This window comes from Delftia sp. SD018 (genome assembly GCF_017355445.1).
GTDB lineage: Bacteria > Pseudomonadota > Gammaproteobacteria > Burkholderiales > Burkholderiaceae_C > Comamonas > Comamonas acidovorans.
The window spans coordinates 627,121-651,616 of record NZ_JADDRN010000001.1 but is presented as its reverse complement, the minus strand read 5'-3'; the positions used below and the strand labels follow the sequence as shown (position 1 = coordinate 651,616).

At 64.4% G+C, this 24,496-nt stretch carries 26 protein-coding genes and 3 tRNA genes; 11 read left to right on the top strand and 18 right to left on the bottom strand.

The genetic code is table 11. The annotated features are described in order from the left end of the window. The first annotated feature begins 344 nt into the window (after positions 1 to 344). From INR38_RS02975 to INR38_RS02960, 4 genes are all read left to right on the top strand, one after another. Entirely contained in the window at positions 345 to 1,322 is a 978-nt protein-coding gene (locus INR38_RS02975) for a GMP reductase (protein WP_013800939.1), read from the top strand. Positions 1,323 to 1,506: 184 nt separating this feature from the next. After that, positions 1,507 to 1,582, top strand: a tRNA-Lys gene (locus INR38_RS02970). 55 nt (positions 1,583 to 1,637) lie between these two features. After that, positions 1,638 to 1,713, top strand: a tRNA-Lys gene (locus INR38_RS02965). Positions 1,714 to 1,760: 47 nt separating this feature from the next. Next, positions 1,761 to 1,836, top strand: a tRNA-Lys gene (locus INR38_RS02960). A gap of 36 nt (positions 1,837 to 1,872) precedes the next feature. Here the strand turns inward: INR38_RS02960 and INR38_RS02955 are convergent. Further along, on the bottom strand, positions 1,873 to 2,871 hold the full coding sequence (locus tag INR38_RS02955) for a TRAP transporter substrate-binding protein (protein ID WP_013800938.1): 999 nt from the start codon (positions 2,869 to 2,871) through the stop codon (positions 1,873 to 1,875). A 266-nt stretch (positions 2,872 to 3,137) separates the two neighbouring features. On the opposite strand from INR38_RS02955, the gene INR38_RS02950 reads away from it, so the two are divergent. Further along, complete coding sequence (locus INR38_RS02950; protein ID WP_012207132.1) at positions 3,138 to 4,370, top strand: multidrug effflux MFS transporter; 1,233 nt, start codon at positions 3,138 to 3,140, stop codon at positions 4,368 to 4,370. Positions 4,371 to 4,392: 22 nt separating this feature from the next. Here INR38_RS02950 and INR38_RS02945 read toward each other — a convergent pair whose 3' ends face one another. The 3 genes from INR38_RS02945 to orn all read right to left on the bottom strand — a co-directional run bounded on the left by INR38_RS02945 (position 4,393) and on the right by orn (position 8,950). Then, positions 4,393 to 5,862 carry a sensor domain-containing diguanylate cyclase gene (locus INR38_RS02945; protein WP_347566748.1) on the bottom strand — a complete coding sequence of 490 codons (1,470 nt, stop codon included), beginning with the start codon at positions 5,860 to 5,862 and terminating at the stop codon, positions 4,393 to 4,395. Between the two features lie 151 nt (positions 5,863 to 6,013). Beyond that, a complete protein-coding gene (locus INR38_RS02940) occupies positions 6,014 to 8,068 on the bottom strand; it encodes a DEAD/DEAH box helicase (protein WP_065345610.1) in 2,055 nt (684 codons plus the stop codon). A 324-nt stretch (positions 8,069 to 8,392) separates the two neighbouring features. Continuing rightward, positions 8,393 to 8,950 carry an oligoribonuclease gene (gene orn / locus INR38_RS02935; RefSeq protein WP_207442149.1) on the bottom strand — a complete coding sequence of 186 codons (558 nt, stop codon included), beginning with the start codon at positions 8,948 to 8,950 and terminating at the stop codon, positions 8,393 to 8,395. Between the two features lie 87 nt (positions 8,951 to 9,037). On the opposite strand from orn, the gene INR38_RS02930 reads away from it, so the two are divergent. Genes INR38_RS02930 through rsgA form a run of 3 tightly spaced genes read left to right on the top strand, consistent with a single transcriptional unit; the run spans position 9,038 to position 11,675 of the window. Next, a complete protein-coding gene (locus INR38_RS02930) occupies positions 9,038 to 10,339 on the top strand; it encodes a M48 family metallopeptidase (RefSeq protein ID WP_065345608.1) in 1,302 nt (433 codons plus the stop codon). Positions 10,340 to 10,355: 16 nt separating this feature from the next. Next, complete coding sequence (locus INR38_RS02925) at positions 10,356 to 10,688, top strand: 4a-hydroxytetrahydrobiopterin dehydratase (RefSeq protein ID WP_013800932.1); 333 nt, start codon at positions 10,356 to 10,358, stop codon at positions 10,686 to 10,688. Positions 10,689 to 10,706: 18 nt separating this feature from the next. After that, positions 10,707 to 11,675 carry a ribosome small subunit-dependent GTPase A gene (rsgA, locus tag INR38_RS02920; RefSeq protein WP_013800931.1) on the top strand — a complete coding sequence of 323 codons (969 nt, stop codon included), beginning with the start codon at positions 10,707 to 10,709 and terminating at the stop codon, positions 11,673 to 11,675. A gap of 88 nt (positions 11,676 to 11,763) precedes the next feature. Here the strand turns inward: rsgA and INR38_RS02915 are convergent, their stop codons facing one another. From INR38_RS02915 to rpsP, 6 genes are all read right to left on the bottom strand, one after another. Continuing rightward, on the bottom strand, positions 11,764 to 12,753 hold the full coding sequence (locus tag INR38_RS02915) for a CobD/CbiB family protein (protein WP_034398910.1): 990 nt from the start codon (positions 12,751 to 12,753) through the stop codon (positions 11,764 to 11,766). A gap of 68 nt (positions 12,754 to 12,821) precedes the next feature. Beyond that, entirely contained in the window at positions 12,822 to 13,550 is a 729-nt protein-coding gene (locus tag INR38_RS02910; protein WP_043825071.1) for a CoA pyrophosphatase, read from the bottom strand. A gap of 87 nt (positions 13,551 to 13,637) precedes the next feature. Then, the gene (gene rplS / locus INR38_RS02905) at positions 13,638 to 14,018 is read right to left on the bottom strand and encodes a 50S ribosomal protein L19 (RefSeq protein ID WP_013800930.1); all 381 of its coding nucleotides are present in this window, start codon (positions 14,016 to 14,018) and stop codon (positions 13,638 to 13,640) included. Positions 14,019 to 14,128: 110 nt separating this feature from the next. After that, entirely contained in the window at positions 14,129 to 14,899 is a 771-nt protein-coding gene (gene trmD / locus INR38_RS02900) for a tRNA (guanosine(37)-N1)-methyltransferase TrmD (RefSeq protein WP_071956676.1), read from the bottom strand. A gap of 12 nt (positions 14,900 to 14,911) precedes the next feature. Then, entirely contained in the window at positions 14,912 to 15,481 is a 570-nt protein-coding gene (gene rimM / locus INR38_RS02895; protein ID WP_207442072.1) for a ribosome maturation factor RimM, read from the bottom strand. 132 nt (positions 15,482 to 15,613) lie between these two features. Continuing rightward, on the bottom strand, positions 15,614 to 15,868 hold the full coding sequence (gene rpsP, locus INR38_RS02890; protein ID WP_012207143.1) for a 30S ribosomal protein S16: 255 nt from the start codon (positions 15,866 to 15,868) through the stop codon (positions 15,614 to 15,616). A 146-nt stretch (positions 15,869 to 16,014) separates the two neighbouring features. On the opposite strand from rpsP, the gene INR38_RS02885 reads away from it, so the two are divergent. Then, positions 16,015 to 16,539, top strand: a complete 525-nt coding sequence (locus INR38_RS02885; RefSeq protein ID WP_013800927.1) for a GNAT family N-acetyltransferase — start codon at positions 16,015 to 16,017, stop codon at positions 16,537 to 16,539. A gap of 7 nt (positions 16,540 to 16,546) precedes the next feature. Beyond that, complete coding sequence (locus INR38_RS02880) at positions 16,547 to 17,053, top strand: NINE protein (RefSeq protein ID WP_012207145.1); 507 nt, start codon at positions 16,547 to 16,549, stop codon at positions 17,051 to 17,053. A gap of 90 nt (positions 17,054 to 17,143) precedes the next feature. Here INR38_RS02880 and INR38_RS02875 read toward each other — a convergent pair whose 3' ends face one another. The 7 genes from INR38_RS02875 to INR38_RS02845 all read right to left on the bottom strand — a co-directional run bounded on the left by INR38_RS02875 (position 17,144) and on the right by INR38_RS02845 (position 23,163). After that, positions 17,144 to 18,154, bottom strand: a complete 1,011-nt coding sequence (locus tag INR38_RS02875; protein ID WP_012207146.1) for an inorganic phosphate transporter — start codon at positions 18,152 to 18,154, stop codon at positions 17,144 to 17,146. A 22-nt stretch (positions 18,155 to 18,176) separates the two neighbouring features. After that, positions 18,177 to 18,824 (bottom strand): DUF47 domain-containing protein, encoded by a 648-nt coding sequence (locus tag INR38_RS02870; protein ID WP_013800926.1) that lies wholly within the window; start codon positions 18,822 to 18,824, stop codon positions 18,177 to 18,179. 142 nt (positions 18,825 to 18,966) lie between these two features. Continuing rightward, positions 18,967 to 19,329, bottom strand: coding sequence for a DMT family protein (locus INR38_RS02865; protein ID WP_012207148.1), 363 nt, complete (start codon positions 19,327 to 19,329; stop codon positions 18,967 to 18,969). A gap of 252 nt (positions 19,330 to 19,581) precedes the next feature. After that, entirely contained in the window at positions 19,582 to 20,328 is a 747-nt protein-coding gene (locus INR38_RS02860; RefSeq protein ID WP_155294317.1) for an ABC transporter ATP-binding protein, read from the bottom strand. A 3-nt stretch (positions 20,329 to 20,331) separates the two neighbouring features. Next, complete coding sequence (locus INR38_RS02855; RefSeq protein ID WP_207442073.1) at positions 20,332 to 21,126, bottom strand: ABC transporter ATP-binding protein; 795 nt, start codon at positions 21,124 to 21,126, stop codon at positions 20,332 to 20,334. A gap of 17 nt (positions 21,127 to 21,143) precedes the next feature. Continuing rightward, the gene (locus INR38_RS02850) at positions 21,144 to 22,223 is read right to left on the bottom strand and encodes an ABC transporter ATP-binding protein (RefSeq protein ID WP_013800924.1); all 1,080 of its coding nucleotides are present in this window, start codon (positions 22,221 to 22,223) and stop codon (positions 21,144 to 21,146) included. Positions 22,224 to 22,233: 10 nt separating this feature from the next. After that, complete coding sequence (locus INR38_RS02845; RefSeq protein WP_012207152.1) at positions 22,234 to 23,163, bottom strand: branched-chain amino acid ABC transporter permease; 930 nt, start codon at positions 23,161 to 23,163, stop codon at positions 22,234 to 22,236. 305 nt (positions 23,164 to 23,468) lie between these two features. On the opposite strand from INR38_RS02845, the gene INR38_RS02840 reads away from it, so the two are divergent. Next, the gene (locus INR38_RS02840; RefSeq protein WP_207442074.1) at positions 23,469 to 23,816 is read left to right on the top strand and encodes a GFA family protein; all 348 of its coding nucleotides are present in this window, start codon (positions 23,469 to 23,471) and stop codon (positions 23,814 to 23,816) included. Positions 23,817 to 23,824: 8 nt separating this feature from the next. Here INR38_RS02840 and INR38_RS02835 read toward each other — a convergent pair whose 3' ends face one another. Continuing rightward, on the bottom strand, positions 23,825 to 24,418 hold the full coding sequence (locus tag INR38_RS02835) for a 2-hydroxychromene-2-carboxylate isomerase (RefSeq protein WP_347566747.1): 594 nt from the start codon (positions 24,416 to 24,418) through the stop codon (positions 23,825 to 23,827). Positions 24,419 to 24,496: the final 78 nt, after the last annotated feature.

Genomic DNA, 24,496 nt, shown 5'->3' with positions numbered 1-24,496 from the left:
TGTAGAAAGCACCTCGCTCCCCAGGGAAACCGATGCCGCATTTCCCGCAATCGGCCCGAAATCTGCCCGCGATCTGGCCGCAATAGGCCCGCGCAGCGCGCCCTTGCAGGTTCATAACGCCATCCCTATAACCGCTATATCGACAGGGTGCCCAGGCCCGTCGCCGGCAACGTATAGAATCAATCACCGGGCCCAAGTTTCTTGCGGTCCGGTTTTTTGTGCCCGGGCCACAGCCGCCCTGGCGACGCGGCCCGCCCGCGCCGCCCGCAAGACCGGCCTCCAAGCCAAGCGCCCCATCGCGGAGGGATGTTCCTGCCGCGACCTTTCATGGAGCTTGGAATCAAATGGAAATCTTCGACTACGACAACATCCTGCTGCTGCCGCGCAAGTGCCGCGTGGAAAGCCGCTCGGAGTGTGATGCCAGCGTGGAGCTGGGCGGTCGGTCCTTCCGCATCCCGGCCGTGCCGGCCAACATGAAGACGGTGGTGGATGAGAGCATCTGCACCTGGCTGGCCCAGAACGGCTACTTCTATGTGATGCACCGCTTTGACCTGGACAACGTGCAGTTCGTGCGCGAGATGCAGGGCAAGGGCTGCTTCGCCTCCATTTCGCTGGGCGTCAAGAAGCCCGACTACGACACCGTGGACCGCTTCGTCGCCGAAGGCCTGTGCCCCGAATACATCACCATCGACATCGCCCACGGCCATGCCGACAGCGTGAAGAACATGATCGGCTACCTCAAGGAAAAGCTGCCCAAGTCCTTCGTGATCGCCGGCAACGTGGGCACGCCCGAAGCCGTGATCGACCTGGAGAACTGGGGCGCTGACGCCACCAAGGTCGGCATCGGCCCCGGCAAGGTCTGCATCACCAAGCTCAAGACGGGCTTTGGCACGGGCGGCTGGCAGCTGTCGGCGCTCAAGTGGTGCGCGCGCGTGGCGACCAAGCCCATCATTGCCGATGGCGGCATCCGCAGCCACGGCGACATCGCCAAGAGCGTGCGCTTTGGCGCCACCATGGTGATGATCGGCTCGCTGTTCGCGGGCCACGAGGAATCGCCGGGCCAGACCGTCGAGGAAAACGGCCAACGCTTCAAGGAGTACTACGGCTCGGCCTCGGACTTCAACAAGGGCGAGTACAAGCACGTGGAGGGCAAGCGCATCCTCGAACCCGTCAAGGGCCTTCTGGCCAACACCCTGATCGAGATGGAGCAGGACGTGCAAAGCTCGATCAGCTACTCCGGCGGCAAGAAGCTGATGGACATCCGCAAGGTCAACTACGTGATCCTGGGCGGTGACAACGCAGGCGAACATCTGCTGATGTAAGCGCGCTGCGCGCCAGCACCCCAAAGGCGGCCTCGGCCGCCTTTTTTGCGGCTGCGCACCGCGTGGCACGCGGGCCCGGCTCAGTGCCACCAGGCCATGAACTAAAAATTTGGCGCGTCTTCCTGCAAGCGCACAAAAAATGCCGCATAATTGCGGTCTCGTTTGCAGCGCAGACTTGTTTTTGGGGCTCTTAGCTCAGCTGGTAGAGCAGCGGACTCTTAATCCGTTGGTCGAGTGTTCGAATCACTCAGGGCCCACCAAAAATTCCTTTTCAGCCTGGATTCATCCAGGCTGATTCCTTCGGAATACCCGAGGGGGCTCTTAGCTCAGCTGGTAGAGCAGCGGACTCTTAATCCGTTGGTCGAGTGTTCGAATCACTCAGGGCCCACCAAGAATTTTTTTGCCTGAATCTCATCAGGCATCCACGCAGAAATACGTGGGCTCTTAGCTCAGCTGGTAGAGCAGCGGACTCTTAATCCGTTGGTCGAGTGTTCGAATCACTCAGGGCCCACCACCAACACCCAGAACAAGGCACTCGGCGCGACAGCGCTCAGTGCCTTTTCTTGTTGTATTCCATCAGCACAGACATATTGCTGCTGCCAGCCTTGGCCACCCACTCCCGGCCAAAGCGCTCCCCCATCAAATCCAGCATGCGGCGCAGGTCCGCCGATGGCGCGGCCACGGACATCTTGTTGTCGACAAGAACCTTCTTGCCCAGCTCATCGGCCTGCTGGGCCAGCGCCCAGCCTTCTTTCTCGGCCAGCGCGGCGGCGCGGCTGATGGCCTGGCGTTCCGGCTCGGCAAAGCCCTTCCAGGCAAGTTCGCTGACGCACAACATGTTCTTGGGAATCCAGGCCTTGATGTCCAGAAACACCTTCATGGTCTTCCAAGCCTGGCTGTCGACACCGGTGGCACTGGATGAAACCATGGCGTCAATACCTCCCTGCTCCAGCACCATGCCAAGATCACCGGCCGCGAGCACCACCGGCTGCGCTCCCCAGAGTTCCGCCAGCCGCTTGGTCGCATCGCTTTGCACCCGCAGCCTGAGCCCCCTGAGATCCACGATGCTGTTGACCGGGCGCCGGCAGAACAGGCCCTGCGCCGGCCAAGGCACGGCAAACAGCAGGCGCACACCCTGCTGAGCCAGCAAAAACTCCTGCAGCACGGGGCGGGTCAGTTGCCACAGGTGCGCAGCCTCGTCAAAGCCACGCACGATGAAAGGCAGCGAGTCCATGGCCAGCAGCGGATGGATATCCACATAGGACGACATGAGAACTTCGCCGAACTGGATTTCATTGCGCTTGAGCGCAGGAAGCACCTGCGCCATGGGCTTGAGCGCAGAGTTGGACACCACATCGATCTCCAGCGCCTGCTGGGTATCGGCACCCACGCGCGCCGCGAAGTTGCGCAGGTTCTGCGTGTGAAAGATGCCATCGCCATAGGCCGCCGACAGCTGCAGTCGGCGGCCCTTGGACCAGGCAGCGCCGGCAGTCAGTTGCAACGCAGCCGGAGCCAGAGCCGATATCAACGTGCGGCGAGAAACAGTCATGAAAGATCCTTGGCGAAAGCACCGAGAACCATGCCATCCACCCCACGGTGGACCTGTGCATGCTGGCGAAAAAGATAAATTCTATCGATATTTACATTATTTATATACAAACTATCGACCCATTCCATCACCCAGGTCATTCGCCAAGCCATCCGTCACACCGGATTCCAGCCAAGCCGCTACAGTGTCACCCTGCCGCAGGCGCAAGGGCGCGCGGCCTTTTTCTGCGCCTGCGGTCTCCCGCAGCGCACAACCGCCTCGCCTGCATGCCACAAAATGTTTCCCCGCTCTGGCAGGGCCCGCGCTGGGCCCTGGCCGTCCTGCTTGCCATCCTGGGCATGCTGGGGCCGTTCTCGATCGATACCTACATCCCCGCCTTCTCCGGTATCGCCCAGGCCCTGAACGCCACGCCGCTGCAGATGCAGCAGACGCTGTCGGCCTATCTGTTCGGCTTTGCCTTCATGAACCTTTTCCACGGCGCCATGGCCGACAGCTTTGGCCGCCGGCCCGTGGTGCTGTGGGGGCTGGCCGTATTCACGCTGGCGTCGGCGGGCTGTGCGCTGTCGCAGAACATCACGCAGCTGGTGCTGTTTCGCGCGTTGCAGGGCCTGTCCACGGGTGCCGGCATCGTGGTGTCGCGCGCCGTGGTGCGCGACCTGTTTCCACCCGCCCAGGCCCAGCGCGTGATGGCGCAGATCACCATCTTCTTTGGCATCGCGCCAGCCCTGGCCCCTGTGATGGGCGGCTGGCTGTTCATACACCTGGGCTGGGCGGCAGTGTTCTGGTTCCTGACCCTGGTGGGCGTGCTGCTGTGGGGCATCAACTGGCGATTCCTGCCGGAATCCCTGCCACAGGCGCAGCGCCAGCCCTTCCGCTTCAAGCCTCTGATGCACGGCTACAAGGAGCTGTGTAGCGATCCGCGCTTTGTGCTGCTGGCCTTTGCCAGCGGCGTGCCGTTCAACGGCATGTTTCTGTATGTGCTGTCGGCGCCCGCCTTCCTGGGCGACCTGCTGCACCTGCAGCCGCAGCAGTTCTTCTGGTTCTTCGTGATCTCGATCTCGGGAATCATGGGCGGCGCATGGGTGAGCGGCCGGCTGGCCGGGCGCATTCCGCCCAAGCACCAGATCCGCCATGGCTTTCTGATCATGTTCGTCGTGTCCATCATCAACCTGGTGGCCAACCTGATCTGGCCCGCCCACGTGAGCTGGGCGCTGATTCCCGTGGGGGTGTTCGCCTTCGGCTGGGCCATGATGGTGCCCGTCGTGACCTTGCTGGTGCTGGACATCCACCCCGAGCGGCGCGGCCTGGCCTCATCGCTGCAGGCGGTGGTCGGCTCCACGGCCAACGGCATCGTGGCCGGCATGATTGCACCGCTGGTGATGCATTCGACCGTACTGCTGGCCCTGGGCTCGATCAGCATGATGCTGATCGGGCTGGCGTCCTGGATCTACCTGCACCACCGCTGGCCCGAAATCGGGCGGCACGCCTCGGAGGCGTGACAGGCACTGCGGTGCAAGACCGCTAAGCGCGGCCCGCGCGGCGGTCCAGCATTCTTTCCTTGTAGTAGCGCGCCTTTTCGGCATACATGGCCTGGTCGGCGCGCGAGACGGTGGCCTCGACCTGGCTGCCCGAATCGCAGCAGGCCACGCCCATGGACAGGCTGACCGCCTGGCCCGGATAGAACTGGTTGTTGAGCTCCAGCAGCGAGAGGATGCGCTCCTTGACCGCCTCGGCGCCGCGCTCGTCCGAAGCCGGCAAAAGCACCATGAATTCGTCGCCGCCTATGCGCGCCGCGCAGGCAGGCGCATCCACGGCCTTGGTCAGCACTTCGCCCACGCGGCGCAGCATGTCGTCGCCTGCGGCATGGCCATGCTCGTCATTGGCCTCCTTGAGGCCATTCATGTCGATGGCAATCACCGCCAGCGGCCAGGGCCCCTTGCGTGCCAGGCGATTGAGTTCCTCGATATAGAAGGCGCGATTGCGCAACTGGGTCAGCACATCGTGCTTGCCCAGGTATTCGAGGTAGGCCTCGGCCTTCTTGCGCGCCGTGATGTCCACCAGCGACAGCAGCACCAGCCCCCAGTCATCGGCATGGCCATCGAGCACGGCCAGCTGCATGTGGATGTGCAGAGCATCGCCTGACAGGGCGTAGTTCACCACTTCGCGGTGCTGCACGAGCTTGCCGCTCCAAAGGTCCTGCAACTGATCGGCAAAGGAGTCGATCATCTCGTCACGGAAGATGCGGCCCAGCCGGCTCAGCAGTTGCAGCTTGTCGGTGGCGCCGAACATGCGCAGCGTCTGGCGGTTCACGTCCACGACGCGAATCTCCTGCATGCAGCGCGAGACGAATTCCGGGTGCACCTTGAGGAAGGTGGCGAAGTCGCTGATGCCCTGGGCGCGCACATCGTCAAGCAGGCGCTTGATGGCGCTGAAATCCTCGACCCACAGCGACACGGGCGAGTACTCGAACAGGTCGCGCGAGTACTGTTCGCTGCGGTGCAGCTGGCGCGCGCTGCGCATCTCGGCCGTCACGTCTTCCAGCGACACCAGCACGCAGTCCCAAAGCGCTTCATGACCGGGCAGGATGCGGCCACGGATCTGCACATCGAGCCGCCGCCCGTCCAGCGTGTAGTTGGCGGTGCGGTTGGCAAAGCTCAGAGAGCCCTGCCACAGATCCTCCAGCTCGCAGGCCAGGCCCGCGTGCATGTCATCGCGGAACACCTGGCCCAGGCTGGCAAGAAAGGTCTGCTGATCACTGGCGCCGAACAGGTCCAGCGTGCGCTGGTTGACGCGCACCACCTTGAGCGCCGCGCTGCACTGCTGCAGCGCCTGGGGGTAGGCCAGGAAATGCGCCTGCAGATCGGTCACGCCCTGTGCACGCCACTGGTCGAGCAACCGCTTGAGCGCGCTGTAGTCCTCCAGCCATAGCGAGACGGGGGCCAGTTCGAACATGTGTTCAAAATCCACACTGGACGCGATCAAAGACTCCACAGGGCACCTCCGCGCCGCGATTATGGCAGTCACAGAGCCCGCCAGACAGCAGGTTCTGCACCATCAAGGACAGGCCGCACCACGCGAGGACGCAGATGGCCGAAAAAAAACCGGCCCCGAAGGGCCGGTCTGCATGCAATGCCGAGATCGATCAGCGCACGACGCGCTTGCGATCACCGCCCTGGGGCGAGTAAGGCTTGGGAGCGCTCTTGCCGAAGGCAGGACGGCGCTCGCCGCCGCCGAAGCCGCCACGGGATTCGCCACCGCCAAATCCGCGCGACTCGCCGGATGCACCACGGAAGCCGCCTTCGCGGGGAGCGCCGTCACGGCGATCGCCGCCACGCGGAGCACCGCGGTCGCCGCTGAAGCCACGGCCTTCACCGCCACGGCCAAAGCCGCCTTCGCGCGGGGCCTGGCTGTAGCCGCCTTCACGCGGAGCCTGGCTGTAGCCGCCTTCGCGCTGACCTTGGCCCTGGCCGAAGCCGCCTTCGCGCTGGCCACCGCCGAAGCCACCGAAGCCAGCCTTGCGGCCATAGCCTTCGGAATCACGGCGTGCGCCGAAGCCACGATCGCCACCGCGATCACCGAAGCTGCGCTCGCGATCGCCGCCAAAGCCACGATCACCACCGAAACCGCCACGGCCACCGCCGCCGGCACCGCGGCGATCGCCGCCACGGCTTTCAAAACCACCGCCGCCACGACGGCCGCCACGGCCTTCGTTGCTGCTGGGTGCGCGCTGTGCAGGCTCCAGGCCAGGAATCACTTCGGCCTTGAATTGCTGGCGGCTGTAGGCCTCGATATCGAAAATGCGACGACGGTCACGGAATTCTGCGAACGTGACGGCCACACCTTCGCGACCGGCACGGCCCGTGCGGCCGATACGGTGGGTGTAGTCCTCTGCCTTCATGGGCAGGCCGTAGTTGAAGACGTGGGTGATGGTGGGCACGTCGATGCCGCGTGCGGCCACATCGGTAGCCACCAGCACCTGCACCTGACCGCTGCGCAGCGCCATCAGGCGGCGGTTGCGCAGGCCCTGGCTCAGGGCGCCGTGCAGTGCCACGGCGGAGAAGCCGTCTTGCTGCAGGTCATTGGCCAGACCGTCGCACTCGACCTGGGTCGATGCGAAAACGATGGCCTGGTTGATCGTAGTGTCGCGCAGCCAGTGGTCCAGCAGCTTGCGCTTGTGCTGGGAGTTGTCGGCCCAGAACAGCACTTGCTTGATGCTGGCGTGCTTTTCCTGAGGCGTGTCGATGGTGACCTTCTTCACGCCGGAGCCGCCGTCATGCATCACGCGCATGGCCAGTTGCTGGATGCGGGGCGCGAAGGTGGCGCTGAACATCATGGTCTGCTTGCGCTGTGCCGTCAGGTCGTTGACTTCGGCCAGGTCATCCGAGAAGCCCAGGTCCAGCATGCGGTCGGCTTCGTCCACCACCAGGAACTGCACCTGGTCGAGCTTGATCTGCATCGAGCGCTGCAGGTCCAGCAGACGGCCGGGAGTGGCCACCACGAGATTGGCGTTCTGCAGCTTGGCGATCTGCAGCTGGTAGGGCATGCCGCCCACCACGTTGGCGATGCGGATGCCGCGGCAGTGCTTGACCAGCTCGATGGCGTCATGCGCCACCTGCTGTGCCAGCTCGCGCGTGGGGCACAGGATCAGGGCGCCGGGAACGGCTGCCTTGAAGTTGCGGGGATTCGTGGGGTCCTTGCGCTTGTTGCGCTTGGGCGTGGGCTGGCCGCTGGCCGTTGCTTCGGCGCACTGGCGGTCATATTCGGCGCGGATGGCGGCTTCTTCGTCAGCCTTTTGCTGGATCAGCGTGTGCAGCACGGGCAGCAGGAAAGCAGCGGTCTTGCCCGAGCCGGTCTGGCTGGACACCATCAGGTCGATGAAGGCCTGGTCATCACTGCCCATGGCCAGGGGAATGGCTTGCGCCTGCACGGCCGTGGGCTGGGTGTAGCCCAGATCGGCAACGGCACGGACCAGTTCTTCAGCCAGGCCCAGCTCGATGAAGGCATTGGGCAATTCGGGGGCTGCTTCAACAGCCTCGGCGCCTTCGGCGATTTCCACGACTTCGGCGGCGGCCAGGGATTCGGCGGCCTGCTCGGCGCTGGCAACGGCGGCGTTCAGCACGGAAGATGCTTCAGCGGCGGAAGCAAAAGAGGAATCGGCAGCGGCAATGATGCCCTGCTCTTGAGAGATATCGTTCATGAATGGCTCTAACGAAAAGCACGCGCAGTCAGCGATCTGGCACGCTTTTCTCGACGGTTGGGTCAACATCCACCGTCAGACTTAACCGGCCCTTCGCAAAAGGGCGGATGGGCATTTTCGGCTGGTCCGAAACCGGTGGTCCCGCCATCCATGAAAGTCTTCATGGTGGTCTATGGACACCGACCACAGACACACAGCGCAGGGGCCCTTGTGTGATGGAGATGTGCAAATTGCCCCTTGTTGATGGGGGCAAGCTGGAGATTGTCGCACTCCCCGGGTTTTCCCGCAAGCCCCTGGCACAAAAAATGGCCGGGGCCGCCAGATTCAGACGTTCAGCAGGCGCGAGCGATAGTGCGCCAGCTCATCGATGGACTCGTGCACATCGGCCAGTGCCGTGTGGCGCTGGGCCTTCTTGAAGGAGGCATAGGCGTCGGGCTTCCAGCGCCTGGCCAGTTCCTTGAGGGTGCTGACATCGACATTGCGGTAGTGGAAGAAGTTGTTGAGCTTGGGCATGTAGCGCTCCATGAAGCGCCTGTCCTGCCCGATGCTGTTGCCGCACAGCGGGGCCTTGGCCTTGGGAACGTACTGCGAGAGGAACTTGATCAGCGCAGCCTCCGCATCGGCCTCGCTGATGGTCGATGCCTTGACCCGATCGATCAGGCCGCTCCTGCCATGCGTGCCCTTGTTCCAGGCATCCATGCCATCGAGCAGCGCATCTGCCTGATGGATGGCAAATACCGGCCCTTCGATGCGAATGGCCAGGTCCGGACTGGTGACGACCACGGCGATCTCGATGATGCGATCGGTATCGGGCTGCAGCCCGGTCATCTCGCAGTCGAGCCAGACGAGGTTGAGATCGGATTTGGCCAGGGTGATGGACATGCCGGGTTCGGCGGGGACGGGAATGCAAGCGCTGGCGGCTTCGGAGGCTTCGGACATGGCCCAAATTGTCGCCTACACTGCGGCCACATGGCCTTCAACCCCGATTTTTCCTCGACGCTGTCCCTGCTGTTTGCCGCAGCCGTGCTGGCCCAGTGGCTGCTGCGCGCCTGGCTGGCCTCGCGCCAGGTACGCCATGTGGCCCGCCATCGGGCCGAGGTGCCTGAGGCCTTTGCGCAACGCATCAGCCTCGCGGCCCATCAAAAGGCCGCCGACTACACGCTGGCCAAGGCCCGCATCGCACTGATCGAGATGACGCTGGGCGCCGTGGTGCTGCTCGCATGGACGCTGCTGGGCGGGCTCGACGCGCTCAACCAGTGGCTGCTGGAACTGATGGGCACCGGCCTGTGGCAGCAACTGGCACTGCTGGCCGGCTTTGCCCTGATCTCCGGGCTGGTGGAGCTGCCGCTGTCGCTCTACCAGACCTTTGTGCTGGAGCAGCGCTTTGGATTCAACCAGATGACGCTGCGGCTGTGGCTGACCGATGCCATCAAGTCCACCGCCATGGGCGCGGCCATCGGCCTTCCCCTGGCGGCCCTGATCCTGTGGCTCATGGGCTCGGCCGGCGACCTGTGGTGGCTGTGGGCCTGGGCCGTGTGGACGGCGTTCAACCTGCTGCTGATGTGGATCTTTCCGACCTTCATCGCACCGCTGTTCAACAAGTTCGAACCGCTGGCCGAAGGCACGCTCAAGGAGCGCGTGAGCGCGCTGATGCAGCGCTGCGGCTTCACGGCCAAAGGCCTGTTCGTGATGGATGGCAGCCGCCGCTCGGCCCATGCCAATGCCTATTTCACGGGCTTCGGCCATTCCAAGCGCGTGGTGTTCTTCGACACCTTGCTCAAGCAGCTCGACGCCGACGAGGTGGAGGCCGTGCTCGCGCACGAGCTGGGCCACTTCAAGCACCGCCACATCCTCAAGCGCATGCTGCTGATGTTCGCCGCCAGCCTGGCCGGCTTCGCACTGCTGGGCTGGCTGTCGCAGCAGCTGTGGTTCTACCTGGGCCTGGGCGTTCGCCCCGGTCTTGACCTTGCGCTGGGCCATGGCGGGATAGGCGCCGGCAACGAGGCCGTGGCACTGCTACTGTTCCTGCTGGCCGTGCCGGTATTCAGCTTCTTTGTCACCCCGCTGTTCTCGGCCCTGTCGCGCCGCGACGAGTTTGAAGCCGATGCCTATGCCATGCAACAGGCCAGCGGCGCCCATCTGGCCTCGGCACTGCTCAAGCTGTACGAGGACAATGCTTCAACGCTCACGCCCGATCCCTGGTACGTGGGCTTTTACTACTCGCATCCGCCCGCCCTCGCCCGGCTGGCGCGCATGCCTTCTCCGACCTGACCCTTTCACATCCACCATGAGCACACAACGCTTGCAACAACAGGACTGGTCCACCCAGCAGCGCCGCGCGCTGACGCCGGACGAATTGCGCACCGCACTGGCGGACCTGCCGGGCTGGCAGCTCGATGGCGATGCCATCGCCAAGAGCTACGCCTTTGCCAATTACTACGAGACCATGGCCTTCGTGAACGCGCTGGCCCTGATCGCCCACCAGCAGGACCACCACCCCGACCTGACCGTGAGCTACGGCCGTTGCGGTGTGCGCCTGAACACGCATGACGTGAACGGCATCTCGTCCACCGACATCGAGTGCGCCCGCCGCATCGATGCGCTGCTGGAGCGTCCATGAATCCCACCCCGGCATCCCATGGCTGAGCGCTCCGCATTGCGAGAAGGTCTGGTCGTCTCCAGCCATGGCCGCCACTGCGTGGTCGAGACCGAAGAAGGCGCACGCCACATCTGCCATCCGCGCGGCAAGAAGAGCCAGACCGTGGTCGGCGACCGCGTGCGCTGGCAATTGCCACCCGCCGGCCAGGGCGAGGAAGGCACCATAGAGAAGGTGCTGGAACGGCGCAACCTGTTCTACCGCCAGGACGAGATACGCACCAAGTCCTTTGCGGCCAACATCGACCAGGTGCTGATCCTGATCGCGGCCGAGCCGGTGTTCTCCGAAAGCCAGCTGGCCCGTGCCCTCATCACCGCCGAAGCCACCCACATCAAGCCCCTGATCGCCCTGAACAAGCGTGACCTGGCCGAGCCCTTCGCCGATGCCTGGGAGCGCCTGAAGCCCTATCGCGAGATGTACCTGGGCCAGGAAACGCCGCACTACGAGGTGCTGTCGCTGTCGCTGGCCAACGAAGGCGAGGCCGACCGGCAGTTGCTGATGCAACACCTCAAGGGCAAGGCCACCTTGGTCCTGGGCCCCTCCGGCTCGGGCAAAAGCACCTTGATCAACCTGCTGGTGCCCGGCGCACGCGCGGCCACCAACGAGATCTCGCAGGCGCTGAACTCCGGCAAGCACACGACCACCACGACCAGCTGGTACTGGATGGACGAAGAGCGCACCACGGCGCTGATCGACTCACCGGGCTTCCAGGAATTCGGCCTGCGCCACATAGAGCCCACGGACCTGCCCCGCTGCATGCCCGACATCGGCGCCCATGCGCAGGAATGCAAGTTCTACAACTGCACCCACCTGCACGAGCCGGGATGCGCCGTCATGCCGCGCGTGGAAGACGAGGAAACCGGAATGGATGCCGACCACGACATCAGCGCCAACCGCTACTACATCTACGCCGAGCTGTTCGATGAATTGAGCCAGGCGCAGAAGTACTGACCTCCTCAAAACAACGACCTGGCTGCATCAGGAAGGGCGGGCTGCTGCCTGGCAAGACAGGCAGGGCTCGCCTTCTGCGGCGCAGCGATCAGCCCAGCAAACGCGCCAGCGACAGCAGGGCCAGCAGCAGCAGCCAGACCACGACCGAACGCCAGACCAGGCCGACCACGCTGCGCAGATGGCCGATCTCGGGCTCGCGGCCCGGCGTGGCTTCGCTGTCCACATCGAGATCGATCTCCTCGCCGTCGTCGCGGGTCACCGAGATGCCTTCGCGGCGCTTGAGTGCCTCGCCGCCCAGGCGCACGTTGATGGCACCCGAGGTGGCGGCCAGGATCACGCCATCGTTGTCGTTGGGAAAGCGCTGGGCATGGAAGCGCCAGCCTTCGATGGCTTCCTCGAAGCTGCCGACCACGGCAAAGGACAGCGCCGTCAACCGTGCAGGCAACCAGTCGATCACGGTCCAGGCCAGCCGGGAGGTGTGCTGCAACTGGGGGCTGACCTGGGTGCCGCCCACCAGGCCCTTGCGCGACCAGGAGCGCGACAAGTGCTCGGTCATGCGGTAGAACACGGCGCCGAGCGGGCCCAGCCCCAGCGCTGCCAGCGCAGAGAACCAGAACAGAACGCCAAACACATGGCGATGCGCGGCCAGCACCGAGTACTCGATCACATGGCGCACAACCTCGCTGCGCGGCACCTCGCTGGCATCGACCTGCTGCCAGTGAGCCAGCGCCTCGCGCGCGGCATACTCATCGCCTGCATCCAGCGCATCGCGAATGCGTGTGAAGTGGTGGCTGAACTGGCGAAAGCCCAGCGTCACATAGAGCACGGCCACATTCCAGACCATGGCCAGCGGCCAGCCCACGCCCCACAGCAGCAGCAGGTAGATGCCAGTCACCAGCACGCAGGGCAATGCCACCGCCACGGTCCAGGCCAGCCAGCCATGGTGCGCCTGGCCGGCATCGAAGTTGCGGCGCACCGAAACCGTCCAGGCTCTGTAGCCTGTGTGCACGAGATTGGCCGGCGTCAACGGGCGCGCCTGCTCGATCAGCAAGGCGATCAGAATGGCAAAGAAACTCATCCGGCCATCATACTGGCGCATGCAGACAGGTCAGTGACCCCGGGGTGGCACGGCCCGCGATCCGGGCATCAGGCCGACAGGAATCGGTAAAGATTTCGCAGCATGCCGGCCGTGGCGCCCCAGATGTAGCGCTGGCGATCACCATCCTGGTAGGGCATTGCAAACCATTCACGCGGCACGCCGTTCCAGACCATGGAGTGGCGCTCATGGTTGGCAGGATCGAGCAGGAAGGCCAGCGGCACCTCGAACACATCCGCCACTTCGTAGGGATTGGGATTGAGGTGCGCCCGGGGATCGACCAAGGCCACCACCGGCGTGATCAGGAAGGCCGTGCCCGTGATGTAGATGGGCAGCGTGCCCAGCACCTGCACATCGCTGGCGGCCAGTCCGACTTCCTCATGCGCCTCGCGCAGGGCCGTGGCCTGGGCAGAAGCATCCTCCGGATCGCGCTTGCCGCCCGGAAATGCCACCTGCCCCGAATGCGTGGACAGGTGGGCCGTGCGCTCGGTCAGCAGCACCGTGGGCTCGGGGCGAAGCACGATGGGCACGAGCACGGCGGCATCGGTGGGCTGGCGATCGCTGAAGCGCTTCTCGCGCACCACCTCGGGAGCCCACTGGGGCGGCAGCGCAAAGCGCTGGCGCAGGGCCTCGGGCGTGCGGGCCTCGGGGGGCACAGCAGGCAGGTGGCTGTCCTTGCCAATCAGTTGCGCCATGCGCGGGTCGGCGATCGACGGCACGGCTGCGGGCACTGGCCCGCCGGTCGGCACGGGAATGGCGGTATCGGGCAGAGAGGACACGAATGAAGGCTTGTGATGGGCAACGGCCGGACAACAAAAAAGCCGCTACAGGCGACTGTAGCGGCTTTCCAGCTGTGACGCAGGTGCTTAGGCTTCGGCAGAAACCTTGACACGCGACGGCAGCTTTTCCTTGATGCGGGCCGACTTGCCGCTGCGCTCACGCAGGTAGTACAGCTTGGCACGACGCACATCACCGCGACGCTTGACTTCGATGCCGGCGATCAAGGGCGAGTAGGTCTGGAACGTACGCTCCACGCCTTCACCGCTGGAGATCTTGCGCACGGTGAAGCCGCTGTTCAGGCCACGGTTGCGCTTGGCGATCACCACGCCTTCGTAAGCCTGCACGCGCTTGCGGCTGCCTTCGACCACGTTCACGCTCACGATGACGGTGTCACCGGGGGCGAACTGGGGGATGGTCTTGTTCAGACGGGCGATTTCCTCTTGCTCGAGGATCTGGATCAGATTCATGGTCAACATCCAATCGATCTTGTCCGCGCCAGGATTGGCAAGCGCCGGGATTGGCGCCATGGCTGCTTTGTTCGTAGCAGCGGCCGGATAGAGGATCGAAGAATCGCGGATTATAGCCCGGAGACGTTTTTTGCCAAAAACCCCTCGTCCTTGGCGTTGAGCAGACCCTGGGCGCGCGCCTGCTCTATCAGCTCGGGCCGGTGCCTGGCCGTGATGGACAGGCGCTGGTCGCGGCGCCAGCGCTCGATCTGCGCGTGGTGGCCGGACAACAGTGGCGCCGGCACTTCCCGCCCTTCCCAGACTTCGGGGCGGGTGTAGTGCGGGCAATCGAGCAGGCCGTCGAGCGCCGGATTGAAGCTGTCCTGCTGGAAACTGCCTTCGTCATTGAGCACGCCGGGCTGCAGCCGCGCGACGGCATCCAGCAGGGCCATGGCAGCGATCTCGCCGCCAGAAAGCACGAAGTCGCCCAGGCTCAACTGGTGCGTGACATGGGTATCGATGAAGCGCTGGTCCAGGCCCTCGTAACGGCCGCACAGCAAGATTGCGCCCTGTCCCTGCGCCCAGTCGGCCACCACGGCATGGCGCAGCGTGGTGCCGATCGGCGAGAACAGCACCACGGGAGCCGGCTCGGGCTCGCCTGCATCACGGCGTGCCTGCCGGGCCGCCTCCAGGCAGCGCTGCAGCGGCTCGGCCATCATCACCATGCCCGGACCGCCGCCAAAGGGGCGATCGTCCACGCGCCGGTAGTTGCCCTGGGCATGGTCGCGCGGATTCCACAGGTGCACGCCGACCTGGCCCGAGGCATAGGCACGGCGCGTAACGCCGCTTTCAAGAAACGGCGTGAACAGCTCAGGGAACAGCGTGATGATGTCGAAGCGCATGGAGGTCGGCGATCAATAGTCGGGCTGCCAGTCGGCAACGATGGTCTTGCCCGGCAGATCCACCTTGTCCACATAGGCATCGACAAAGGGAATCATGCGCTCGCGCTCCTTGCCATCCTCTTCATAGGCCAGCACCAGCACGGTCTGCGGGCCGGTGGACAGCAGGTCGCGGACGATGCCCAGGGCCACGCCCTCGCGGTTGACCACGGACAGGCCCAGCAGATCGACCCAGTAATACTCGCCATCTTCGGGCTGCGGGAAATCGCTGCGCGCCACGAAGATGCGCGCGCCACGCAGGGCCTCGGCGGTATTGCGGTCGTTCACGACAGGCGATGTGGCGACGACGGAATCGGAGTGGACGCGCGCCTGCTTGACCGGCAGCAGCACCGTACCGGTGAACTGCCGCGCACCCTTCTCGGGGGGCTGCAGATACCACTGCTTTGCGGTGAACAGGGCCTCGGGGTCGGCACTGAAGGCGGCCACCTTGAACCAGCCCTTGATGCCCCAGGCATCGGCGATGCGCCCGACCTCCACGGCATCGGCGGGCAGGACGCTGGCTTCGAGTTCAGGCATGTGGCTCATGGCAGTCGGTAGGCAGTAGATGGACAGTCAATGCAGATCGTTGCAGATCCGTGCAAGGCGATACAGAGGGGAAAACAAAAACGGGCTCCGTCAGACAAGCCAACGGAACCCGATTTCAGAAGGGATGCTGAATTAGGCAGCAGTCTTCTGGGTGGCCTGCTTGATCAGGCGCTCTGCGGTCTCGGAAGCCTGCGCGCCAACGCCCTTCCAGTAGTTCACGCGGTCCAGAGCAACGCGCAGACCCTCTTCGCCGCCACGGGCGTTGGGGTTGTAGAAGCCCAGGCGTTCGATGAACGAACCATCGCGACGCACGCGCTTGTCGGCGGCAACGATGTTGTAGAACGGACGGGCCTTGGAACCGCCGCGAGAGAGTCGAATGACGACCATGATTTTCCTTCGGGTGGGCGCAGCCACCACACAATTAACTAGACAATGAATGGCTGCACATGTTTTGCGGCGTTTGAGACACGCGACATGGCCACCCGGCCAGCGACACGCCGTAAAACCAGCGATTATATCCAACTTCCCTTTCCATGCCTACCATTCGCTCAAGCCTGGACGGCGATCTCGCCGCCATCACCTCCATTTACCGCCACCACGTGCTGCACGGCACGGGCACGTTCGAGACCGATCCCCCTGCCGAATCGGACATGGCCACGCGCCGCGCGGACGTGCTGGCCAAGGGCCTGCCCTATCTGGTCGCCGTGGACGAACAGGGCCAGGTGCTGGGCTTTGCCTATGCCAACTGGTTCAAGCCGCGCCCGGCCTATCGCTTCTCCGCCGAGGATTCCATCTACGTGCATGACGCGGCGCGCGGCCAGGGCGTGGGCCGACTGCTGCTCGATGCGCTATCGCGCGAATGCGAGGCGGCCGGCGTGCGCAAGCTGCTGGCGGTGATCGGCGACTCGGCCAATGCCGGCTCCATCGGCGTGCATCGCGCCGCGGGCTTCACCCCGGCGGGCACGCTGAGCTCCATGGGATGGAAGTTCGGCCGCTGGCTGGACATCGTTCTCATGGAGAAGACCCTGGGAGACGGCAACCGCAGTTCGCCCGAATAATGGGCGCATGAACCGACCCAGCACGCCTTTGCCTCAGCCCGCTCAAGCACAGCAGGGGGCTGCGCGCTCCAAAAGCAAGACCCTGACGACCTGGCTGGCCTTTGTCGGCGGGCCGCTGGGGCTGCACCGCTTCTATCTGCATGGCTTCGGCGACTGGCTGGGCTGGCTGCTGCCCGTGCCCACGGCGCTGGGCGTGTACGGCATCGAGCGCGTCCAGCAACTGGGGCAGGACGACCAGCTCAGCTGGCTGCTGATTCCGCTGCTGGGCTTCACCATCGCCGGCTGCGCGCTGCGCGCCATCCTCTACGGGCTGACCGACACCGAAGCCTGGAACCGGCGCCACAACCCCGGCATTGACGTGCAGGCGCAGGCCGGGCGCACGGGCTGGTCAACCATCTTTGCCATTGCGCTGTCCCTGATGCTGGGTGCCGCCGTGCTCATGGCCAGCATTGCCTACAGCTTCCAGCACTACTTCGAGCACCAGGTGGAGGAAGCGCGCAAGATTTCGCAGTGAAGTTTTCGCTGTGGTGCGCCAGCGCGTGCCTCCACCCAAAAAGAAAGACCGCCAATGGCGGTCTTTCTTTTTGGAGGCACTTGCCTTGGCTCAGTACAGCTGGAGACTGATCCAGTAGGCAATGGAGGCCACGAAGGCGCTGGCAGGAATCGTCAGCACCCAGGCCCAGACGATGTTGCCTGCAACGCCCCAGCGCACGGCGCTGGCACGCTGGGTGGAGCCCACGCCGACGATGGCGCCCGTGATGGTGTGCGTGGTCGAGACCGGCACGCCCAGGAAGGTCGCGAAGAACAGCGTCAGCGCGCCGCCGCTTTCTGCGCAGAAGCCGCCCACAGGCTTGAGCTTGGTGATCTTCTGGCCCATGGTCTTGACGATGCGCCATCCGCCGAACATGGTGCCCAGGCCGATGGCCAGGTAGCAGCTGACGATGGTCCACAGCGGCGGCTCCGCGTCGCCGGCATTGGCATAGCCGGTGGCAATCAGCAGCAGCCAGATGATGCCGATGGTCTTTTGCGCATCATTGCCGCCGTGGCCCAGGCTGTAGGCGCCGGCGGAGACCAGCTGCAGTCGGCGGAACCAGCGGTCCACCCGGTTGGGAGCGGCGCGGCGGCAGATCCAGGCCACCAGCACCATCATCAGCGAGCCCAGCAGGTAGCCCAGCAGCGGCGAGACGAAGATGAAGGCCACGGTCTTCCAGATGCCGCTGGCGATCAGTGCGCCCGCGCCGGCCTTGGCGATCACGGCGCCCACGATGCCGCCGATCAGCGCATGCGAGGAGCTGCTGGGGATGCCGTAGTGCCAGGTGATCACGTTCCAGGCAATGGCACCGACCAGGGCGCCGAAGACCACGTGCGTGTCCACGATGCCGGGCTGGACGATCCCCTTGCCCACGGTGGCCGCCACGCTGAGGTGGAAGACAAAGACCGCCACCACGTTGAAGAAGGCCGCGAAGGCCACGGCCTGCGTGGGCTTGAGCACGCCCGTGGAGACCACGGTGGCGATCGAGTTGGCAGCATCGTGGAAGCCGTTCATGAAGTCGAACAGCAAGGCCAGCACCACCAGCAGGATCACGACCCACAGGGCCGCTTGTACGGATTCCATAACGAAACGACTCCGCGAGGGCTCAGGAATTCTCGAGGACGATGCCCTCGATCAGGTTGGCCACGTCCTCGCAGCGGTCGGTCACCGTCTCCAGCAGCTCGTAGATGGCCTTGAGCTTGATGACTTCGCGCACATCGGGCTCTTCGCGGAACAGCTTGCTCATGGCCGAGCGCATCACGCGGTCGGCGTCCGATTCGAGGCGGTCGATTTCCTCGCAGGTCTTCATCGCCGCGTCCACCACCGATGGATCGGAGATGCGCGACAGCAGCTTGACCGCGTCGCGCAGCCGCTCGCAGCAGCGTACGCACAGGTCGGTCAGGCGCGTGATCTCATCCGTCATGTGGCGCACGTCGTACAGCGCCATGGTCTCGGCCGAGTCCTGGATCAGGTCGGCCACGTCGTCCATGGTGTTGATCAGCGAGTGGATCTGCTCGCGGTCCAGCGGCGTGATGAAGGTCTTGTGCAGCGCCTTGGTGACGTCATGCGTCACGCGGTCGGCGGCACGCTCGGCGTTGTTCACGTCCTCGTTGTACTTCTCGCGAAGATGAGGATCGTTGTAGTTGGCGACAAGCTGCGAGAAGGCATGCGCGGCATCGACGATGCGGTCGGCATGCTGGTTGAACATCTCGAAGAAATTGCCTTCGCGTGGCAATAGTTTGCCAAAAAGCATGAATGCTCCTTACCGGGAAAAGTGGGAACCAGGCGACTCACTGCGTCACATTGCGGATGCTTGGCATGGCTTCCCGGCTTGAACGGGGCGAAGTGTACTCTTGAGTCCCAAGCGCGTTTTTGCGCGCCGGCGCGCCGCCTTGTCAGCCGCTGCGAAAAATAAAATACACCGCGCCCACCATGCACAGGCCGGCCCAGAGGAAGTCCCATTTGAGGGGCTGGTTCAGGTAGAGCACGGCAAAAGGCGCGAACACCGACAGCGTGATCACCTCCTGGATGATCTTGAGCTGCGCCACGCTGAACTGCGTGTGGCCTATGCGGTTGGCGGGCACCTGCAGCAGGTACTCGAAAAGCGCAATGCCCCAGCTGACAAGGGCTGCCACGTACCAGGGCGACGAGGCGTGGTTCTTCAGGTGCCCATACCAGGCAAACGTCATGAAGACATTGCTCATGGCCAGCAGGACCACGGTCTGCAGCCCGACGGGGATGTGTTGGAGCCAGTTCATCTGAGGTGCGCCCGGGTGCTGGAAGGCCTGAATTATCGCGCCCGCAGTGCCAGAAGCCGGGTTTTCGATTGCTTTCCAAAAATTGCTTTTTTGCGCGAATTTTCTTGAAAAACCTGCTTCATCGCACAGATACGCAACATCCCGCATCAATAGGCATTCGATGAATCTTCATCAAATCGTCATATTTTTGCCATATCCCGTCGATGGCACGGGACATTCCAGCAACCTGTGCGCAGGCGGCGACTCCGGTGATCACTCGCCCAGGTAGGCGGCCCGCACGCGCGGATCGCTGAGCAGGGTCTGGCCGGGCCCGGTCATGGTGATCAGGCCGGACTCCATCACATAACCGCGATCGGCCAGCGCCAGTGCACGGCTGGCGTTCTGCTCGACCAGCACCAGCGTCACGCCCAGCGCATGCACATCGCGCACCACCTCGAAGATCTTGTCCACCATGATGGGCGACAGGCCCATGGAGGGCTCGTCCAGCAGCAGCACCTTGGGCTGGCTCATCAGCGCGCGCGCCATGGCCAGCATCTGCTGCTCGCCACCCGACATGGTGCCGGCCAGCTGGTCGCGGCGCTCCTTCAGGCGCGGGAAGATGCCGAACATGCGCTCGATGTCGGCGGCAATGCCGGCCTTGTCGTTGCGCGTGTAGGCGCCCATGAGCAGGTTCTCGGTGATGGTCATGCGCGCGAACACGCCGCGCCCCTCCGGCACCATGACCAGGCCCTGGGCCACCAGATCCCAGGCGCCCACGCTGCGGATGCTGCGACCCAGGTAGTGCACGTCGCCATCCGCCATCTGCAGGCTGCGCGTGACGGCCTTCATGGTCGTGGTCTTGCCCGCACCGTTGGAGCCGATCAGCGAGACCAGCTCGCCCTGGCGGACCTCGAAGTCCACGCCCTTGACGGCCTGAATGCCGCCATAGGCCACCTTCAGTCCCTGGACCTTCAACAGCACCGGCGCGGACACGCCCTTGTCTTGCACTTGCTCACCCATGGTTCAGTGTCCTCCGGTGCCCAGATAGGCTTCGATCACCTTGTCGTTCTTCTGCACCTCGGCCGGCGTGCCTTCGGCGATGGGCTTGCCATAGTCCAGCACGGTGACGCGATCGCACAGGCCCATGACCAGCTTCACGTCGTGCTCGATCAGCAAGATGGTGCGCTGGTCCCGGCGGATGCGGTCGATCAGCTCGCGCAGCTGCACTTTCTCGGTGGCGTTCATGCCGGCGGCAGGCTCGTCCAGCGCGATCAGTTGCGGGTCGGTGGCCAGCGCCCGCGCGATCTCCAGGCGGCGCTGGTCGCCGTAGCTCAGCGTGCGGGCCTTGAAGTCGGCGTATTTGGAAATCCCCACGTAGTCCAGCAGTTCGCGGGCCCGCGCGCGGATCGCGGCTTCCTCGGCCTTGAAGCCTGGCGTGCGGAACACCGCGCCGATCAGGCCCGAATGCGTGCGCACATGGCGCCCGACCATCACGTTCTCCAGCGCCGTCATCTCGGCAAACAGCCGGATGTTCTGGAAGGTGCGCGCAATGCCGGCCTTGGCCACCTTGTGCACGGCCGAGGGCTCGTAGGTCTTGCCGGCCAGCTCGAAGCTGCCGCTGTCGGGCGTGTACAGGCCCGTGATCACGTTGAAGAAAGTGGTCTTGCCCGCGCCGTTGGGACCGATCAGGCCGTAGACCTGGCCACGGCCAATGGTCATGCCCACATCGCACAGGGCCTGCAGTCCGCCAAAGCGCTTGGAAATGCCCGAAACCCTGAGCACCGGGGAGGTGGAGCCGTTGTCTGCCGTGTTCGCCATCTGCGTTGTCTCCATGCTCAGGACTGGTGCGGCAGGTTCTTGCCATGCTCGGGCGACGGCCACAGGCCCCGCGGACGCATCAGCATGATGACGATCATGGCCAGCGCGATCAGCAACTGGCGCAGGATGGAGGCGTCAAGCCGCCCGTCGGTCATCTGCTGCAAGGGACCGGCCACATAGCGCAGCACCTCGGGCAGGGCCGACAGCAGCACCGCCCCCAGGATCACGCCCGGCAAATGGCCCAGGCCGCCGAGCACCACCATGGCCACGATCATGATGGACTCCATGAGGCTGAACGACTCGGGCGAGACGAAGCCCTGGAAGGCAGCGAACATGGCGCCCGAGACACCACCGAAGGAAGCGCCCATGCCGAAGGCCAGCAGCTTCATGTTGCGCGTGTTGATGCCCATGGCCTTGGCGGCGATCTCGTCCTCGCGGATGGCCATCCAGGCGCGGCCAATGCGCGAGTCCTGCAGGCGCCAGCAGATCACGATGCTGACGAGCACCAGGAAGAGGAACAGGTAGTAGTACAGCGTGACCGAGCTGATGTCGTAGCCGAAGATCTCCTGGCGCTTGGCCAGGTCCAGGCCCAGAATCTTCACCGAGTCGATCTGGCCTATGCCCTTGGGGCCGTTGGTGATGTTGACCGGCTGGTCCAGGTTGTTCATGAAGATGCGGATGATCTCGCCGAAGCCCAGCGTGACGATGGCCAGGTAGTCCCCGCGCAGCTTGAGCACCGGGATGCCCAGCAGTATTCCCGTGATGCCCGCCAGCAGCGCCGCCAGCGGTATCACCAGCCAGATGGAGGTATGCAGCCCGTCAGGGAACATGGCGGCAAAGCCCTCGAAGGTCTCCGCCAGATGCGGCGAGGCCATCAGCGCGAACATGTAGGCGCCCACGGCGTAGAAGGCCACGTAGCCCAGGTCCAGCAGGCCTGCATAGCCCACCACCACGTTCAGGCCCAGTGCCAGCAGCACATAGAGCAGGGCCAGGTCGGCGATGCGCACCCAGGCATTGCCGAAGTACTGCAGCACCAGCGGCAGCACCATCAGCGCCAGGCCGCCCAGAATCCATTGCACGGTCTTCTTGCTGTTCATGCGGGTCTCCTCAGGCGCGGTCGGCCACACGCTCACCCAGCAGGCCCGAGGGGCGCAGCGTCAGGATGATGATGAGCACGATGAAGGCGAAGATGTCGGTGTAGTGGCTGCCCAATACGCCGCCCGTGAGGTCGCCGATGTAGCCCGATCCTATGGACTCGATCAGCCCCAGCAGCATGGCGCCGACCACGGCGCCGGCCAGGTTGCCGATGCCGCCGAACACGGCCGCCGTGAAGGCCTTGAGCCCCGGCAGAAAGCCCATGGTGTGGTGGGCCGTGCCGTAGTTGGAGGCGTACATGATGCCCGCGATGGCCGCCAGCACGGCGCCGATGATGAAGGTGGCCGAGATCACCACGTCGGGCTTGACGCCCATCAAGGCCGCCACGCGCGGATTCTCGGCCGTGGCCCGCATGGCGCGCCCGAGCTTGGTGTAGTTGACCAGATAGGTCAGCGATGCCAGCGCGATCGCCGTGACCACCAGCACCAGGATCTGGGTGGGCGTGATCACCGCCGTGCCGATCTCGAAGGGCGTGCTCGGCAGCAGCGTGGGATAGGCCTTGTAGTTGGGCTTCCAGATGATCATGGCCAGCGTCTGCAGCAGCAGCGAGACGCCGATGGCCGTGATCAGCGGCGCCAGGCGCGGGCTGCTGCGCAGGCGGCGGTAGGCCACTTTCTCGATCACGAAATTCAGTGCCGCGGCCACCACGCAGGCGATCACGGTCGCCAGCAGCAGGATCAGCCAGCCCGGCGCACCGGGCATGGCCTCCTGCATCAGGCCTATGCAGCTCCAGCTGGTCAGCGCGCCGACCATGAGCACCTCGCCATGGGCGAAGTTGATGAGCTGGATGATGCCGTACACCATGGTGTAGCCCAGGGCGATCAGGGCATACATGCTGCCCAGGACCAATCCGTTGATGACCTGCTGAAGCAGTATGTCCATATGCGCTCTCCCCTTTAGTCCAGGATGGAGACATTCAGCGTGCCTCGCATCCAAACGAACGGAGCCAGCAATGCCATGGTGGTGGAAGCTCTCCCGCCGCATCCTGGCTTGTGGCCCGGAAACCGCAGGGGATTGGCGATTCTAGGCACCCCCCGGTGGCCTGCAACGCCTTGTTGCAGGGGGGTTTCCCGAGGCTTTACAAGCCACGTGCTCTTATGTAGCACTGCAGCAATTTGCCGTAGCCAGCACGAACTCCTACCATCAACGGCAGTGCCGCCAGCTCGCGGTGGCCACGGAGAACCCCGATGAAATACCACGGCAGCTGCCACTGCGGCGGCATCGCTTTCGATGTGGAAGGCGAACTCACCCAGGCCATGGCCTGCAACTGCTCCATCTGCGCGCGCAAGGGCGCCCTCATGTGGCTCGTTCCCAGGGAACAGCTGCAGCTGCAGACGCCCGATGAACAGATGCGGACCTACACCTTCCACCGGCACCTGATCCAGCACCGCTTCTGCCCGACCTGCGGCATCCATCCGTTCGGCGAGGCCATCGATCCCCAGGGCCGGCACATGGCGGCCGTCAACGTGCGCTGCCTGGAAGGCGTGGACCCCGAGGCGCTGCGCATCACGCGCTACGACGGGCGATCGGCCTGAGGCTGGCTTCAGGCCCGCAGCGCTTCTTCCTCCACATCGCGCAGGCGGTCCTTGCCGAAGTAGATCTCGTCGCCAACAAAAAAGGTGGGCGATCCGAAAGCGCCACGGTGGAAGGCTTGCTCGGTATTTGCCAGCAGCCGGGCCTTGACTTCGGGCGTCTGGCTTGCGGCGATCAGGGCTGGGGCGTCCAGGCCCGCCCCGGACAGCTCGGTGCCGATCACCTGGGCATCGTCCATCTTGCAGCCCTTCTCCCACATGCTGGAGAACACCGCATCCACATAACGCTCGAAGCAGCCCAGGCCCTGCGCCGCCACGGCCCCGCGCATGATTTGCAGGGTGTTGACGGGAAAGTGCGGATTCATCCGGAAGCGCGTGAGCCCATGCCTTTGCACGAAACGCTGCAGTTCCAGCGCCTCATAGGCGCGCTTGTTGGGAATGTCGGCATTCGCCTCGGCCGGTGAGCGGTTGTTGGCCAGCTTGAACAGGCCGCCCAGCAGAACCGGCACATAGTCGAAGCGGATGCCGCTGCGCGCCTCGATCTGGGGGATGACCTGGTGGCAGAGATAGGCGTTGGGGCTGCCGAAGTCGAAGAGGAATTGCACGTTGGGTTTCCTGGCACGGCCTGCATCAAATGGGATGGAACATCGAAGCGAAGGGGCTGAAGCGGCTGAAGGGACGCA

Coding starts and splice junctions, on each gene's coding strand:
- INR38_RS02930 (WP_065345608.1), top strand. CDS start 9,038: ATGGCCTTCAACCCCGATTTTTCCTCGACGCTGTCCCTGCTGTTTGCC.
- INR38_RS02875 (WP_012207146.1), bottom strand. CDS start 18,154: ATGGAATCCGTACAAGCGGCCCTGTGGGTCGTGATCCTGCTGGTGGTG.
- INR38_RS02870 (WP_013800926.1), bottom strand. CDS start 18,824: ATGCTTTTTGGCAAACTATTGCCACGCGAAGGCAATTTCTTCGAGATG.
- INR38_RS02915 (WP_034398910.1), bottom strand. CDS start 12,753: ATGAGTTTCTTTGCCATTCTGATCGCCTTGCTGATCGAGCAGGCGCGC.
- INR38_RS02950 (WP_012207132.1), top strand. CDS start 3,138: ATGCCACAAAATGTTTCCCCGCTCTGGCAGGGCCCGCGCTGGGCCCTG.
- INR38_RS02855 (WP_207442073.1), bottom strand. CDS start 21,126: ATGGCGAACACGGCAGACAACGGCTCCACCTCCCCGGTGCTCAGGGTT.
- INR38_RS02975 (WP_013800939.1), top strand. CDS start 345: ATGGAAATCTTCGACTACGACAACATCCTGCTGCTGCCGCGCAAGTGC.
- INR38_RS02885 (WP_013800927.1), top strand. CDS start 16,015: ATGCCTACCATTCGCTCAAGCCTGGACGGCGATCTCGCCGCCATCACC.
- INR38_RS02940 (WP_065345610.1), bottom strand. CDS start 8,068: ATGAACGATATCTCTCAAGAGCAGGGCATCATTGCCGCTGCCGATTCC.
- trmD (WP_071956676.1), bottom strand. CDS start 14,899: ATGCGCTTCGACATCATCACGCTGTTCCCTGAGCTGTTCACGCCGTTT.
- INR38_RS02865 (WP_012207148.1), bottom strand. CDS start 19,329: ATGAACTGGCTCCAACACATCCCCGTCGGGCTGCAGACCGTGGTCCTG.
- INR38_RS02840 (WP_207442074.1), top strand. CDS start 23,469: ATGAAATACCACGGCAGCTGCCACTGCGGCGGCATCGCTTTCGATGTG.
- INR38_RS02955 (WP_013800938.1), bottom strand. CDS start 2,871: ATGACTGTTTCTCGCCGCACGTTGATATCGGCTCTGGCTCCGGCTGCG.
- rplS (WP_013800930.1), bottom strand. CDS start 14,018: ATGAATCTGATCCAGATCCTCGAGCAAGAGGAAATCGCCCGTCTGAAC.
- INR38_RS02850 (WP_013800924.1), bottom strand. CDS start 22,223: ATGAACAGCAAGAAGACCGTGCAATGGATTCTGGGCGGCCTGGCGCTG.
- INR38_RS02860 (WP_155294317.1), bottom strand. CDS start 20,328: ATGGGTGAGCAAGTGCAAGACAAGGGCGTGTCCGCGCCGGTGCTGTTG.
- INR38_RS02880 (WP_012207145.1), top strand. CDS start 16,547: ATGAACCGACCCAGCACGCCTTTGCCTCAGCCCGCTCAAGCACAGCAG.
- orn (WP_207442149.1), bottom strand. CDS start 8,950: ATGTCCATCACCCTGGCCAAATCCGATCTCAACCTCGTCTGGCTCGAC.
- rpsP (WP_012207143.1), bottom strand. CDS start 15,868: ATGGTCGTCATTCGACTCTCTCGCGGCGGTTCCAAGGCCCGTCCGTTC.
- rsgA (WP_013800931.1), top strand. CDS start 10,707: ATGGCTGAGCGCTCCGCATTGCGAGAAGGTCTGGTCGTCTCCAGCCAT.
- INR38_RS02845 (WP_012207152.1), bottom strand. CDS start 23,163: ATGGACATACTGCTTCAGCAGGTCATCAACGGATTGGTCCTGGGCAGC.
- INR38_RS02925 (WP_013800932.1), top strand. CDS start 10,356: ATGAGCACACAACGCTTGCAACAACAGGACTGGTCCACCCAGCAGCGC.
- rimM (WP_207442072.1), bottom strand. CDS start 15,481: ATGAGCCACATGCCTGAACTCGAAGCCAGCGTCCTGCCCGCCGATGCC.